Below are 14,331 nucleotides of genomic sequence, written 5' to 3' on the forward strand. Positions count from 1 at the left end.
AGATCCTGTACGCCACGGTCAAACCCGTCGCTCCCGGCTACGACTCGAATACCGCCCTCCGGCGCAGCCTGTGGAGCCCGACCGTCCAGGGCAGGTTCACCGCGCCGGCAGCCCCCACCATCAAGGGCACCGCGCTGGCCGGCCAGCTGCTCACCGCCATACCGGCCCAGCCCCCACCCCGGCAGCGGACAGCGTGCAGTACGTCTGGTACCGGGACGGGCAGCACATGACCTACCACTCGACCGACCCGACGTACCGGCTTACACCGGCCGACGGCGGCCACAAGATCACCGTCAAGGCGTTCTACAACAAGGCAAACTACCTCAGGGCTGTCAGTCCCGCCTCCGCTGCGGTGAGCCCGCCGGGATACTTCCGCCTACCCGGCCGCGACGTCCGTGACCTGGCAGTGGCAGCGGGACGGGAAGCCAATCGCCGGAGCCACTACTTCGACCTATCGGCTCACCCTGAATGACCGCGACAAGTTCATCCGGGTCGTGGCAACCTACAGAAAGCTCAACTACCTGACCGTCGCTCGGGCCTCCGCGATCCGCTGGGTTCCCGGTCCCACCACGGTCTCCTAGGCATAAGCTCGGGTCTTCCAGACCGTGCTGCCCGAACGATCGCCCAGCCACAGACCCGAGGTCAGACCCGGCGTCTGCGGCTGATCGCGCCAAAAGCCAGGAGCACGAGGACTGCGCCAATAATGGCCAGGATCCAGGTGCGGAGGTCAAAGAAATCACCTAGCCCAGCGCCCAGGACCAGCGACCCGATCCATCCGCCAAGCAGGGCGCCGACGACACCCACTGCGAGGGTGACGAGCCAGCCGCCGCCTTGAGCTCCGGGAAGGATGGCTTTTGCGATGGCTCCCGCGATCAGGCCGAGCAGGAGAAATGCAAGAAGTCCCATGACGTTTCCTTTCCAGTGATCATTGAGGGCCGGCGGCACCGGCCCTATTCATGAGTCAAGCAGCGGGCTGGCCGCCTGGCAAGGCATTTCGGAACGGCCAGATTGGCCTGAGACCGCCAGGGCTTGGGGCAGCGACAGGCCAACCGCCACTGCAGCGAAACGGCTCAGGGCGGTGCCACCAGGGCAACCAGCGGCGGCGGCACCGGTGGTGGTGGAGACGGCGGAGGTGGTGGCGACTAGTACGCCACCAACTGCACGGAAGCTCCCCCATCTCAGTTGCACACTCCTGGCGGTCAATCTACCGCTCAGCCCCCGGCGCCGCTATCAAGGAACACCTCGACAGCCACGACGTGCGCCTCGGTCAGGCCGTGCTCCGGCGCCGGCTTCTCCAGCAGGACGGGCTGGCCGTGGTGACGGGCCCACTCCCGGGCGTCCGGCCCGAGCACGTCGTCGACCCACACGACCGAGTCCCAATCCGCTTCGCCCAGGTCTTCCATCTGGGACAGCCACCGGACCACCGAGAGCAGCTTCGGGGTCGGCTCATCACCATCGTCGGGGCGAAGCGTCAGCGTAACGCGCAAGGGTTCCACCTCGAGCTGCAGCTGCCTCTCCAGCCCAGCGGTCATGTCCGCCGGCCACGTCGACACCCAGGCGATCCGGCCGCATCTGGCGAGCCGTCTGACCAACGACACTGTGGCATCCGAGAGCCTGAGCTCGGGACGGTCCTCGCCCCTGCGAGCATGCACCGCCGGGTTAAGCACTCCGTCGACGTCCAGCAGGATCAGCGGCTTCATGAACGCGACACTAGCCTGCGCCCCGATCCGGCAAAAGCCGCAAACCCGTGGCGGTCAATCAATCGTTCAGCCTCCGTCGCCGCCATCAACGAATGACTCGACAGACGCGACCTGCTCTTTGGTCAGGCCATCCTCCGGCGACGTCTTCTCCAGCAGCACCGGCTGGCTGAACCCGCCCGCCCACTCGTGTGCGTCCGCCCCAAGCACGTCATCGATCCACACCACAGCGTCCCAGTCCGCCTCGCCTGCAGCCTCCTTCTGGCCCAGCCACTCGGTCACCGCCCGCAGCTTAGGTGTCGGCTCATCCACGTCGCTCTCACGCATCGCAAGCTCCACGCGCAGGGGTTCCGCATCGAGCTGTAGCTGCGACTCCAGCTCCTCGGTCAGGTCGGCCGGCGACGTCGACACCCAGGCGATCTGCCCGCACTTGGCGAGCCTCCGGACCAGCGACACCTTCGCATCCGGCAGGGACCGCTCGGCGCTATCGCCGTCGCCGTTTGGATGCGCCACAGGGTTCAGTACTCCCTCAATGTCCAGCAGGATCAGCGGCTTCATGTATGCGACATTAGCCTGCACCCCCGTCCGGCGGTAGCCGCAAACGCAACCACCTGCTCCGCGGGCTGGCCACCCGGGCGCGGAGCGGACGGCGGGCGATAGCCCCGGTGTTGTCGCTGGGTTGAGCGGTGTTGCCGGCCTGGCTGTGACGTGGGGGTGAGCTACCAAAGACCTAGAAAAGAAGCTCATACCGATTTGTCCTCACGTCATGTTGGCCGCACCATGAACGTGCATGAAGAGGTATAGAACGACAAACCGTCGATCCAGGAAGCCAAGGAGGCCACCAGCCACACCACCGGCCACCAATGAAAAGGCCCCCGAAGGCGCCCTTCACAACACAATATCTGCACACTCAGAGACTAAAAAACCCCTGAACTGGGAAAACGTGCCCGAGGTGGGACTCGAACCGGGCGCCAACCCCTGCAAACACTGGGAACTCCCGAAAACAGTCCTCGTCGAGAAGTGATGCCGAGTGGTCCCCTTTCAGGTGCACGACGCCGGGACGCGCCTGCTGACCGTCAGACGCATCCGGTAGCGCCAACGAACTCCTCGGACCTGCGGGTTCATTGAAACGGTGCGTCCAATGAACCAATTATTCAGATTTTGGAGCAGGCGCTCTCCCCGCCTCCGGGCCACGGACCAAATCCCGCAGTGTACCGTTCTGAACACCCAATGCCCGGGCCAATGCAGTCCTTGAGCCACGATCCAGACTCATCCACAACGGCCAGCTTTCCTTGACGCTAAACGATCCACTTCGACGGGCGGGTAAGAAGGACAAAATCCGTGGCGGACCTCTCTCCGCCTCGTGCGTCCGGCTCTCACACGAGAGCCTGACTCACTGGGCGACGTCGAGCTAAACGGACAGGGTTATTCTTCAGGTGCCAGGGTGACTGTGGCTCCATTGAGATGCCGGCTGAAGCCAAGCTGGCAGGAGAGCCGGGAACCGCATTCCCTGTAACCCTCTGCTTCGACGAGCAGTTCCAGTTCATCCTCGCTGCGTTCCCCCAAGGTGTCGAAGACCTCCTTCTCCACGAACACGTGGCAGGTGGCACAGGAAGCGGTTCCGCCGCACGAGGCCAGGACCGGAAGGTCGTTGTCACGCAGGGCTTCCATCAGGGTCTGGTCCGGCTCCCATTCGAGGTCGTGGGTGGAGCCTTCGCGATCGATAACGATCAGTTTGTTGTTGCTCATGGCGGTTCCTTAGATTCGGGCTGCTGCAATGTCAGCGGCGGTGTGCTCGGGGTCGGCGGGATTGGGGTCGTTGAGAATGGCGTCGGTGAGGGGGATTCCGGGATCCGCTGCCAGCGCCGGGTCGATCCTGGCTCCCTGGGCGATCAGCTTCCTGGCTGGCCGGAAGTCCGTCAGGCCAGCGATGGTGTCGACGGCGGCGAGGCGGCCGTCCCGGAGATAGACCACCGAGAACCTGCTGCCTGCGGGTTCGCCGCGCACGATCACGTCGTCGTCCGGGTGGCGCACGCCGGCGGTCTGCAGCCGGACACCGTGCTGGATGGTCCAGAACCAAGGGATTTCCGGACCTGCGGCCTGCTGGCCGGTGATGTGGGCGGCAACCTGGTCCGCCTGCGCCTGCGCGTTCTGGATGCATTCCAGGCGCTGGCTGGCACCGTCGATCGGGCTGATGAACCGGGTGACGTCACCGGTGGCATAAATCGCAGGGTCAGAAGTCCGGCCGTCCGCGTCCACGAGGATGCCGTCCCGGCACTCGAGTCCGGCTTCGGCGGCCAGCTCTTGGTTCGGCAGCACTCCGATCCCTGCCAGTACGACGTCGGCATGGAAAACGGTACCGTCGGCGGTGACCACGCGCTCGGCGCGCCCGTCTCCCTCAATGGCCGTGACCGCAGCGCCAAAGACAAAGCGGACACCGTGCTGCTCGTGGAGCTTTTCGAAATGGTGTGATACCGGGGCGGATGTCACTCGGCTCATGACTCGGTCCTGGAACTCTAGTACTGTCACATCGCAGGCTTTCGCGGCTGCCGCGGCGGCTACTTCAAGTCCGATATACCCGGCGCCGATGATGGCCACGCGGGCTCCACGAACCAGCAGCCGCTTGAGCTCGAGGGCGTCCTCCCGTGTTCTCAGCGACTGAACCCCGGCAAGCCCGGCGCCGGGCACTGTGAGGGGCCTCGCCCGCGAACCCGTGGCGATGACGAGCCGGTGGTAGGCGTGACGGCTGCCATCGGACAGCAGGACTGTCGCGCCCTTCCTGTCGATGGAGTCCGCAGTGATGCCCGTCAACCGGTCGATCCGCTTGTCCTCGTAGAACTTCTCCTTGCGCAGCACGGCCGACTCATCTGGCGCGCCGTCTTTCAGGAGTTCCTTGGAGAGCGGGGGGCGTTCATACGGCGTCTCCTTCTCCGCGTCGAGCAGAAGGATGCCGCCCTCCCAGCCCCGGGCACGGAGTCCAGCGGCGACAGCAACGCCGGAGTGTCCGGCACCGGCGATGATCACCGGAGCGGTGATCCCCGTCATCGGTTCGTGTTTCAACGTTTCGTGGTCACGCATCGAACTGCTCCAGCATCACGTGGAGGTGCTCCGGGCCCGAGTTGGTCAGGTTGTTGCCCCGCACGTACTCGATAGGCCTGTCAGGATCGAAGGCTAGCGACGTTAGCTTCTCGGCGAGGAGCTTCACCGTCACCAGGACCTCAAGCCTTGCCAGGGGCGCACCGAGGCAGCTGTGTACCCCGTGCCCGAAGCCAAGGTGGCCGTCGGTGTTGCGGTCCATGTCGAAGCGCTCCCCATCGGGATACTTGCTGCTGTCCCGATTCGCGGCGGCCGGCAGCAAGCGGACAATGGCACCGGCGGGAATCGTTACTCCGGCAACCTCCACCTCCTCGGTGGTGATCCGGCTGGCCCGCTGCACGGTGCCCCGGTAGCGGGCCAGTTCCTCGACAAAAAGGCTCGCATCGTCCGGGTTCCGGCGGATGCGGTCCAGCAAGTCAGGCTGTTCGCTGAAGACGCGGAACGCGTTGGCCAGCAGGATGGTGGTGGTGTCGTGGCCTGCGACGAAGACGAAGGCGCAGAGTTCCTTGGCTTCCTTCTCGCTGAGCAGGCCGTCCTTCCACATCCGGGCGATGTGGCCACCGACGGAGTCGCTCTCTTCCCGGTAGAGGCGCTCCATGGTGTCCTTCAGATACGCGAAAAACTCGAAGGTGCTCTGTTCGTCGGTACCTGTGCCCCGGGCGTTGCGGGCCAGCCGGCCGAAGTAGCTGAAGGTTTCGTCGGACCAGAACTTCATCTTCTCGAAGTCCTCGGCTGGAACGTCGAGCAGGGCGCTGATTGTGGACATGCTGAGCGGAATCGCGTAGTCGTCCACAGCATCGCCACCGCCGGCGGCGAGCAGCGGCGCCAAGTACTTTTCGGCGTTTTCGCGGACCCGATCCTCAAAGCGGGCGATCGCCTTAGGGATGAAGGCCTGCGCCACGACCTGGCGCAGCCTGGTGTGATTGGGGGCGTCGAACAGCGTCAGGAAGGTCAGCGGGACCGGGTCCACAACCTGCGAGGAGAAGACCTTCGGCGCCCGCATGGCCCGGCGAACGTCGTCATAGCGGGAAATGAACCACACATCCGATATGGGTGAATGTGCACGAAGCACAGGGGCGTTCTCCCTCATCCATTCATAGTGAGCGTAGGGATCCCCCTGCGTCCCGTCGTCGACCACCTTGAAGGGCGCCATGTTCTCGGGCCAGTCCAGTTCGTGCGAGTAGGGGGGCAGCATGATGCTTTCGCGTGCGCTTCCGCCGGTGCTGGCGTCCGCGGAGACCGGGGGTGTTGGAGTCAGTGGGGCAGACATCATCGTCCTTCTTTCCGTTGGTTTCGACGTGAGCTACGTCTCAACCCACCATGCCGGGTCCGCCGCCCCCGCCCCAACAGGTCTTCCGTTCATCGGTTGCGGAAGTCTGCCGCTTCTGCAGCCTGGCGGCCTTAGGCCGGGCGGCTTTCACTGTCGACAGATTTCAGTTCGCGGGAGATTCCGTGGGCGGCGGTCAGCAGGGCGGGGACGGTCAACGGAACGGCGGCCTCCTGCCGAGGCACGATGACGTTGAGCGCCGCAGCAATCGTGTTGTCGGGGCCGAAGACGGGCACGGCAATGCCCGTCCACTCGGTGACGCCTATGCCGGGCAGGGCGACGTAACCGCGTTGCCTGATCTCGGCCAGGTGCTTCCGGATGAGTGCCGGGTCGGTGATGGTCTCGCGGGTCACGGCCGCTAACGGCTTCGAGAGCACCTCAGCCTGAACGGCGGACGGAGAGAACGCCAGCAGCACCAGGCCCGACGAGGCTGCGTGGATGGGCATTCTTTGCGCAATATGGGCCGCGTTCAGACTGGAATGCGGCGAGGAGAGGCGTTCCACGTACAGCACCGTCCCGTGGTCCAGCACCGCCAGCGTCGTGTGCTGGTGGACGGCGGCCTGGACGTCCTCCATGAACGGCAACGCCAACTCGCGAAGATTCAGCGCGTGCGAACCCCGCGCAGCAAGCTCCCACAGCCGCATTCCGGGGCGAAGGTTCCCGTCCGGCCGCCGTTCCATCAGGCCGTGGAGAACAAGGTCATCCACGAGCCGGTGCGCGGTGGTCAGGGGCAGACCCGCGCGGCGGGCGAGGCCGGAGAGCGTCATGGCCGGCAGGTCCCGGTCAAAGGCACTCATGAGCCGCACAACACGGCTAATCACCGATTCTCCCGATGGAGAGTTGGCCATGACGGTCTCCGGCCGGTCGCCTAGGGTGCCACCACGTTGGCGGGCTGCGACCCGGTCCGCTCCGCGGCGAGCCTTGCGATGTCGCGGCCCGCCCGGTAGCCGAACACGAGGGCCGGGCCAATGTGGGAGCCGTAACCAGGGTAGCCGCCGCCGAAGACACTCACGGCGGCCGCGCCGACGGCAAGGAGGCCGGGGATGGCCGTTCCCTCCGCGGTAACAACTTCCGCACGCTCGTTGACGCCGACACCGGCGAAGGTGCCCAAGTCGCCCATCTGGATCTTGGCCGCGTAGTACGGTCCCTTGCCCACCGGGGCGAGGTTCGGGTTCGGCGTATGCTCCATATCGCCGCGAAAGTGGTTGTACAGGGTGGAGCCGCGGTCGAACGCCGGGTCCTCGCCGCGCTCAGCGGCCGGGTTGAATTCGGCGACGGTGGCTTCCAGGCCTGCGGCATCGATGCCGAGCTTTCCTGCCAGCTCGGCAAGGGTGTTCCCCTTGACCAGGTAGCCGGTTTTGTAGAAATAGCCGCGGGGCATAGGCCAAGGCTTTGCGTATCCAATGCCATATTTGTGCATCGTCTTCGCGTCTCCGATGACATACCCGTAGGTTTTATCCTCGTACTTGTTATGACCGATCATAGCGCCGCCGAAGTCGTGGTAGCTGAGGGCCTCGTTTCCGAAGCGCTTGCCGTGACGGTCGACGGCGATCAGGCCGGGCAAGCCGATCGCCCGCAGGTGCGGAAAGAGCCGCTGTTGGCCGTTGAGGTACTTGAATACTGTCACCGGGGCCCAGGAACCCACGCTGAACACGGAGTCGTCGATGTATCCGCCGGCACTCATCGCCAAGGTGGCGGCATCGCCGCCGTGCCCGACGGTGGGCGTGAAGTGGTCGTCGGCGTCGTGCGGGAAGTACTGCTGCCGCAGTTCCTTGTTGCCGGAAAAACCGCCCGCGGCGAGGATCACGCCCAGCCGCGCCGTGACAGTGGCGGCATGCTCACCCCCGATGACCGCACCGGTGACGGTTCCGGCGTCGTCGCGGGTCAGTGAAAGGGCCGGTGAGGACTTCCACAGGCGCACGCCCAGGTCATCGGCGCTCTTGACCATGCGGGTCATCAAGGCGTTGCCGTTGGAGCGCAGGACGGGACGCTTGTAGCGGGCGGCGTCGGCCCATGTACGCAGCAGCTTCTTCGCCACATAAACGAAGGATTTCACCGACTGGTTCACGTGGAAGAACTCGTTGATGTCTGGTCCGACCTGTGGCATGTAGCCGAAGACTGTGTAGGAACTCATGTACGGCTGCATCAGGAGTCGCTTGTCTCCGAGCACGCGCGCATCAACGTCCTGCGGAAGGATGGCCCGGCCGGACAGCTTCGCCCCGGGCAGGTCCATCTGGTAGTCCGGGGATTTTTCCGGGTAGGTGAACTTCACCTCGGTTTCGTTCTCGAAGAAGGAGATCGCCTCAGGCACGGTATCCAGGAAGTCCCTGACGCCCGCTTCGTTGAACGTCTCCGGGGCCAGGTTCTTCAGGTACGTCTCGGCTTCCTCCCGGGTATCGCCCTGCGCCACGCCCTGCTTGTTGCCGGGGACCCACGCCCAGCCGGCCGAAATGGCGGTCGTTCCGCCGAAGTACTGTTCCTTTTCCGCGACAATTACGCTAAATCCCTGCGAAGCGGCTTTCAATGCTGCGGCCATTCCGGCCACGCCCGATCCGATGACGAGGACGTCACAGACCGCACTCTTTGTGGTTTCTGTCATGGTTCCTGCTCCGTTCTGCCTGCGGCGCCACTCCTTTGCGGCGGCAGGCGTTGACTGACAAACCCCCAGTAGATCCGGGAGCACGGCCGCCTGCGAGGAGGATTACCATTGAGCGGGAATCCTGAGGAGGAATCGTGGCCAATTCCCCATCCGGCGAGTCGATCATCGGCCGCTTCGTGAAAATCGTGAGCGCGTTCGACGACCGCCACACCTCCATGAGCGTCGCCGAGCTGGGACGCCGCACCGGCCTGCCCGTAACCACCACGTACCGGCTGGTGAACGATCTGCTGCTCGAACGGCTCCTCGAACGCGAACCCGGGGGTGATATCCACATCGGCACCCGAATGTGGGAACTCGTATCCCGCGGGTCCAAGATGCTCGGGCTGCGGGAGGCCGCCCTGCCGTTCATGGAGGACGTCCAGGCCGTGGTGCAGCACTCCACCACGCTGGGCATCCTTGATTCCGACGAGGTCCTGTACATCGAGCGGCTGGGCTCGGACAAAACCATCGTCGACATCACCAAGATCGCCGGCAGGCTGCCCATCCATGCAACGTCCTCGGGCCTGGTGCTGCTGGCCCACTCCCCTGCCGACTATCAGGACACCATCCTGGCCAAGCCATTGCCGAAGTTCACCGAAACCACCCTGACCGATCCCGCTGTACTTCGCCGCCACCTAGCCGAGATCAGGCAGCGCGGCTTCGCAGCCATGCCGGGCGTGATCGTGCCCGAGTCCAGCGGCATCGCCGTCCCCGTCTTCGGGTCTGACAACACCGTCCGCGCGGCACTGAGCGTAGTGGTCCCCCGGAACGAGGAGAACGCTGCCGCCCGCGTGCCCGTCCTGATGGCCGCCGCACGGGGCATATCAAGGGCACTCGGCTGGCGGGGGGAGTTGAAGGGAACACTCCGCCAGAGTCACGGAAAGTAAGTTTTTCCGTTCATCGGTAATCGTGTGGTTCGGCTCACAACTCCCCTGCCACTCTGGCTAGGACGCAGCGCAGAGGCTGCAGGAGCACGAGGAGCACCACATGAATTCCACTCACAACCGGGTGACCGGAAAGACTGCCATCGTCACCGGGGGCCGGGGCGACCTGGGCAGCGCCACCGCTGCACTCCTGGCTGAACACGGCGCGGTCGTCGCCAGCCTGGACGTTGCCGGCATCCCGGCTGCCGCGGCACACGCAAACATCAGCGAGTACGACGTCGACGTCACCAGCGAGGCCAGTGTCGCCGATGCCATCCGCCGGGTCCGCGACGAACTGGGCACACCGGACATCCTGGTCAACGCCGCCGGAATCATCGGCCCCGCCGGCGCATCCCACACGGCATCCGTCTCGGATTTTGACACGATCTTCAGCGTCAACGTCAAGGGCGTCTGGCTGATGACCAAGCACGTGGTCCCCGGCATGATCGAAAAAGGCAGCGGCAGCATCGTCAACTTCTCTTCCATCCACGGCATCACCGGTGGCAGGAATGTCCCGCTCTACCACGCCACCAAAGGCGCCGTCCGGCTCCTGAGCAAGTCGGATGCGGCGGCCTACGGGAGGTACGGCATCCGGGTGAACTCCATCCATCCCGGATCGATGAACACCAGGATGAGCCGCCGCTCGGCCGAGCAGTCCGAGATCGGCGCCGAGGCCTATTACAAGCAGCTGGTCGGCTCCAACCCGTTGCCCCGCCAGGGTCAGCCGGACGAGATCGCCTACGGCGTGCTGTATCTGGCATCCGACGAATCGCGATTCACCACGGGGGCCGAACTCGTGATCGACGGCGGCTACACGGCTGTCTGACGCCACACCCCAACTGCAGCTGCGACCATCTTCCTCCTGAAAGGCAACACCCTATGAAATTCGTCAACGGCACCCCCGCGGACACTTACGACGTCGTCGTCGTTGGTTCCGGTGCGGGCGCGCTCACCGCGGCGGCCACCGCCGCCCGCGCCGGTAAGTCCGTCGTCGTCCTCGAGAAGAGCGGGCTCCTGGGCGGGACCTCCGCCGTGTCCGGCGGCATGCTCTGGGTGGCAGACAACCATCACGCACGTAAGGCCGGCATTGCCGATTCCAAGGAGGCAGCCGCCGAGTATGTGCGGGCCGTCGCCCGCGGACGCGGCCGCGACGAGCTCTTGGATGCGGCATTGAGCTACGGGGACCAGATGCTCCGCTTCGTGGAAGAAGAATGCGGCGTTCGCTTCATCTTCCTCGACAACTTCCCCGACTACCGGCAGGACCTGCCCGGCGCCGTGAAGGGCGGCCGGACGGTGGAGCCCGAGCTCTTCAACAGCAGGGAAGCCCTGGGAGGTCTCACGGCGCACGTCCGCAGCGACGGCCGCGCGCCGTTCACCATGCAGGAATACGAAAACTGGGGCGCCTTCACCAAGTTCCCGTGGGCCGAACTGGCCAGCCGCCAGGACGAGGGTCTCGTGGCCAAGGGCCAGGCCCTCGTCTCCATGCTGCTGGCCAGCCTGGTCCGCAAAGGTGCCGCGCTCGTCACCGGAGCGCGGGGGCACCGCCTGCTCACCGACGGCGGCCGGGTGACCGGCGTGGAACTGGAATCCGGCGAAGCCTTCCGGGCGAACGACGGCGTCGTGCTGGCCACCGGAGGCTTCGAGTGGGACAAGGCTCTAGCCGACTCGATGCTCGCCTCGCGGCTGTACACAATGTGCTCGCCGCCCTCGAACACTGGAGACGGGCTGCGGATGTCCCAGCGCATCGGGGGCCAGACCCGCGGCACCCGCGAAGCGTGGTGGGCGCCGATGTCCATCACGGGCGACATGCGCGACGGGCAGCCTGTGGGCACGCTGCTCCGCTTCGAACGCCAAGGGCCCGGATCGCTGATGGTGAACCGCCATGGCCTTCGCTTCGCCAACGAATCGCAGAACTATAACGATCTGGCCCGCAGCCTGCAGTCATGGGACTCCGGGGCGAACCGGACGCTCAACACCCCGGCGTACGTCATTGTTGACCACGGCTACCTGGAGCGCTACGGCATTCTGGCACACCGGGCCGGCCAGCCCACCCCGGACTATCTGGTCGAGGCGGCCACCCTTGAGGAACTGGCCGCGAAGATCAACGTTCCGGCTGCCAACCTCGCCGCGACAGTGGCCCGGTTCAACGAGTTTGCCGTCAAGGGCGAGGATCCCGACTTCGGCCGCGGCGAGAGCGCCTACGACAAGTACTGGGGCGACAACGACAACCCGTGGCCCAACCCCGCGCTTGGCCCGCTCCAGTCCGGACCGTTCTACGCCCTGGAAGTGGTCAACGGCGCCTTCGGCACCAACGGCGGCGTGGCCACCGACGGGCTGGCCCGCGTGCTCGACGTTGACAACCGCCCCATCCCAGGGCTGTTCGCCGCCGGCAACACCACTGAAAACGCCTACGCCGCAGGCTATCCCGGCGCCGGCGCAACCCTGGGACCGATCATGACTATGGGCTACCTCGCCGGACGGACCATAGCCGGCCAGTCACCGGAATACCGTGCCGCGGAACAGACTGCCGCACAGGCTGGGCAAACCGCGGAACTGGCAGGTGTCTGAGATGATCCGCCACACCGTGCTCTTCAAGTTCAAACCGGATTTTCCGCCCGCCGACAAGCAGGCCTGGATTGCCGGCCTCAACAACATGACCGGCAAAATCCCCGGCATGCTCAGCCTCAGCCACGGCGCGGACGTCCTCAGCACCGAGCGCTCCTTCGACTACGCCATTGTGGCCGACTTCGAAACGGTCGAGGACATCGCGGTATACAACACGCACCCGCTCCACGAGCCGCTGAAGGCGTATTCGTTCCCCAACAGCGAGCAGATCCTCTCGGTGGACTTCCACCTCGGGGACGCCTCTGCTGCAACCACTGAGACAGCGCAGTCTTAAGGAGATTCCCATGCAGTCTGCATCCACACCCCGGCCCGCAATGCAGCCGGCTCCCCGGAAAACGCCCGGCAAGGCCGCCCTCGCATCTTTCCTCGGCAGCACGCTGGAGTACTACGACTTCTTCATCTACGGAACCGCCGCCGCCTTGGTGTTCCCCCACCTGTTCTTCCCGTCCGCGGACCCTGCCATTGGGCTCATTGGCGCCTTCGCCACCTTCGGCGTCGCCTACGTGGCCAGACCAGTCGGCGGCCTGGTCATGGGCCATTTCGGCGACAAATTGGGACGGAAGAAGATCCTGCTGCTGACCCTGGGCATCATGGGCCTTGCCTCGCTCGGCATCGGCTTCCTCCCCACCTACGAGCAGCTCGGCGTCTGGGCGCCCATCCTTCTGGTGACCGGCCGGCTGGCCCAGGGATTCTCCGCGGGCGCTGAGTCCGCGGGCGCCTCCACCCTCACGCTCGAGCATTCGCCCGAGGGCAAACGGGGCTTCTTCACCAGCTTCGTGATGACGGGCTATGCCTCCGGCATGGTGCTGGCCACCCTCGTGTTCATCCCGGTCACCGCCCTGCCCCAGGAAGCGATGCTGAGCTGGGGCTGGCGCATCCCGTTCTGGCTTTCCATCGTGGTCCTGGCCATCGCCTACTGGGTCCGGACACACCTGGACGAAACACCGGTCTTCGAGGAGGCCCAGGAGAGCCACCAGGTCGCCCCGATGCCCATCAAGGACGTACTCCGTTTCCAGGCCGCGGACGTGCTGCGCGTCGCGGGCATGTCCATCATGTCCGTGATGCAGACCATTTTCACGGTCTTCGGGCTCGCATACGCCACCTCCACTGCAGGCTTCGACCGTGCGTCCATCCTCACCGTGAACGCCGTCGCCATCGGCCTGTCCATGTTCGCCATGCCGTTGGCGGCGAAGCTTTCGGACCGGATCGGCCGCAGGCCCCTGCTGCTCACCGCCGCGTTCGGGTGCTCAGCCACGATCTTCCTGTACTTCCTGGCGCTGTCCACCGGAAACATCGTGCTGGTCTTCCTGGCGGCTTTCCTGAACATGACCGTGCTCTACTCGGGCTTCAACGGCATCTGGCCCGCGTTCTTCGCCGAGCAGTTCGCCGCTCCCGTCCGCTACACCGGAATGGCCATGGGCAATCAGCTGGGGCTGGTCCTCGCGGGCTTCGCGCCGATGATCGCCGGCATGCTGCTGGCGCCGGGAGTCACAGGCTGGGTTCCGGTGGCCGTCTTCGGCACTGTCTGCATGCTGGTTGCTGCAGCGTCCGCGTTCTTCTCCCGGGAAACGTCCAGGACGCCGATTCAGGACCTTGGTGCACCCTACCTGGCGGGCACCGCCCGGCGTCGGGAGACGCTCGACGAGCAGAAACGGACCCAGCAACCGGTCGTCCGGCTTCCCTAAGGCCCCGATCCAGAGATCCACGACGAGAAAGGAATGCACATGCCGCGACACACCGTCCGTCGGACCAGGTACACCAGCCACTGGCCAGTTCAGATATCGGGAACGCCCGCCGGCCCGCAGCCCTGGCCCCAGCCGAGGGAGGCGCCAGTGGAGACGTCTTGGCCCCCGACTCAACAGGCCGACAACGGCGAACTGACGGCGTTGCCATGGATCGGCCTGCACTACACAAGTGACGGGCCTCACCTTGCCGGCGGACAAACGCTCCCCGGAAACTGCTCTTCCGTTGAACTGAGTACTCCTGGGAAGACCGGTTTGCCGTCAGGTTCCCTGGAATACGACG

Annotated in this window: 14 protein-coding genes; 6 read left to right on the forward strand and 8 right to left on the reverse strand. The window is 65.3% G+C overall.

The features are described from left to right. Positions 1 to 193 precede the first annotated feature (193 nt). Positions 194 to 472, forward strand: a complete 279-nt coding sequence (locus AC5RUM_RS17680; protein WP_494036178.1) for a hypothetical protein — start codon at positions 194 to 196, stop codon at positions 470 to 472. A gap of 170 nt (positions 473 to 642) precedes the next feature. On the opposite strand, the gene AC5RUM_RS17685 is transcribed toward AC5RUM_RS17680, so the two are convergent. From AC5RUM_RS17685 to chcC2, 8 genes are all read right to left on the reverse strand, one after another. Further along, positions 643 to 906, reverse strand: coding sequence for a GlsB/YeaQ/YmgE family stress response membrane protein (locus tag AC5RUM_RS17685; protein ID WP_494036179.1), 264 nt, complete (start codon positions 904 to 906; stop codon positions 643 to 645). Positions 907 to 1,211: 305 nt separating this feature from the next. Beyond that, positions 1,212 to 1,700: an HAD domain-containing protein gene (locus AC5RUM_RS17690; protein WP_494036180.1), complete on the reverse strand. Its 489-nt coding sequence runs from the start codon at positions 1,698 to 1,700 to the stop codon at positions 1,212 to 1,214. Positions 1,701 to 1,766: 66 nt separating this feature from the next. Continuing rightward, complete coding sequence (locus AC5RUM_RS17695) at positions 1,767 to 2,255, reverse strand: HAD domain-containing protein (protein WP_494036181.1); 489 nt, start codon at positions 2,253 to 2,255, stop codon at positions 1,767 to 1,769. 867 nt (positions 2,256 to 3,122) lie between these two features. Next, positions 3,123 to 3,446: a 2Fe-2S iron-sulfur cluster-binding protein gene (locus AC5RUM_RS17700; protein WP_494036182.1), complete on the reverse strand. Its 324-nt coding sequence runs from the start codon at positions 3,444 to 3,446 to the stop codon at positions 3,123 to 3,125. A 9-nt stretch (positions 3,447 to 3,455) separates the two neighbouring features. Beyond that, positions 3,456 to 4,775, reverse strand: a complete 1,320-nt coding sequence (locus tag AC5RUM_RS17705) for an NAD(P)/FAD-dependent oxidoreductase (RefSeq protein ID WP_494036183.1) — start codon at positions 4,773 to 4,775, stop codon at positions 3,456 to 3,458. Next, entirely contained in the window at positions 4,768 to 6,066 is a 1,299-nt protein-coding gene (locus AC5RUM_RS17710; protein ID WP_494036184.1) for a cytochrome P450, read from the reverse strand. Before AC5RUM_RS17710 ends, AC5RUM_RS17705 begins: the two co-directional genes overlap by 8 nt. A 128-nt stretch (positions 6,067 to 6,194) precedes the next feature. Continuing rightward, positions 6,195 to 6,968 (reverse strand): IclR family transcriptional regulator, encoded by a 774-nt coding sequence (locus AC5RUM_RS17715; protein ID WP_494036185.1) that lies wholly within the window; start codon positions 6,966 to 6,968, stop codon positions 6,195 to 6,197. A 20-nt stretch (positions 6,969 to 6,988) separates the two neighbouring features. Continuing rightward, the gene (chcC2, locus tag AC5RUM_RS17720) at positions 6,989 to 8,803 is read right to left on the reverse strand and encodes a 4-oxocyclohex-2-ene-1-carboxylate 5-dehydrogenase (RefSeq protein WP_494036186.1); all 1,815 of its coding nucleotides are present in this window, start codon (positions 8,801 to 8,803) and stop codon (positions 6,989 to 6,991) included. A 50-nt stretch (positions 8,804 to 8,853) separates the two neighbouring features. Between chcC2 and AC5RUM_RS17725 the strand changes: the two genes are divergently transcribed. The 5 genes from AC5RUM_RS17725 to AC5RUM_RS17745 all read left to right on the forward strand — a co-directional run bounded on the left by AC5RUM_RS17725 (position 8,854) and on the right by AC5RUM_RS17745 (position 13,991). Continuing rightward, entirely contained in the window at positions 8,854 to 9,645 is a 792-nt protein-coding gene (locus tag AC5RUM_RS17725; RefSeq protein WP_494036187.1) for an IclR family transcriptional regulator, read from the forward strand. Positions 9,646 to 9,745: 100 nt separating this feature from the next. Then, on the forward strand, positions 9,746 to 10,507 hold the full coding sequence (locus tag AC5RUM_RS17730; protein WP_494036188.1) for an SDR family NAD(P)-dependent oxidoreductase: 762 nt from the start codon (positions 9,746 to 9,748) through the stop codon (positions 10,505 to 10,507). Positions 10,508 to 10,560: 53 nt separating this feature from the next. Beyond that, positions 10,561 to 12,249 carry a 4-oxocyclohexanecarboxylate 2-dehydrogenase gene (chcC1, locus tag AC5RUM_RS17735; RefSeq protein WP_494036189.1) on the forward strand — a complete coding sequence of 563 codons (1,689 nt, stop codon included), beginning with the start codon at positions 10,561 to 10,563 and terminating at the stop codon, positions 12,247 to 12,249. A gap of 1 nt (position 12,250) precedes the next feature. Beyond that, positions 12,251 to 12,580 (forward strand): Dabb family protein, encoded by a 330-nt coding sequence (locus AC5RUM_RS17740; RefSeq protein ID WP_494036243.1) that lies wholly within the window; start codon positions 12,251 to 12,253, stop codon positions 12,578 to 12,580. A 10-nt stretch (positions 12,581 to 12,590) separates the two neighbouring features. Next, entirely contained in the window at positions 12,591 to 13,991 is a 1,401-nt protein-coding gene (locus tag AC5RUM_RS17745; RefSeq protein WP_494036190.1) for an MFS transporter, read from the forward strand. Positions 13,992 to 14,331: the final 340 nt, after the last annotated feature.

The organism is Arthrobacter sp. B2060 (genome assembly GCF_059090445.1).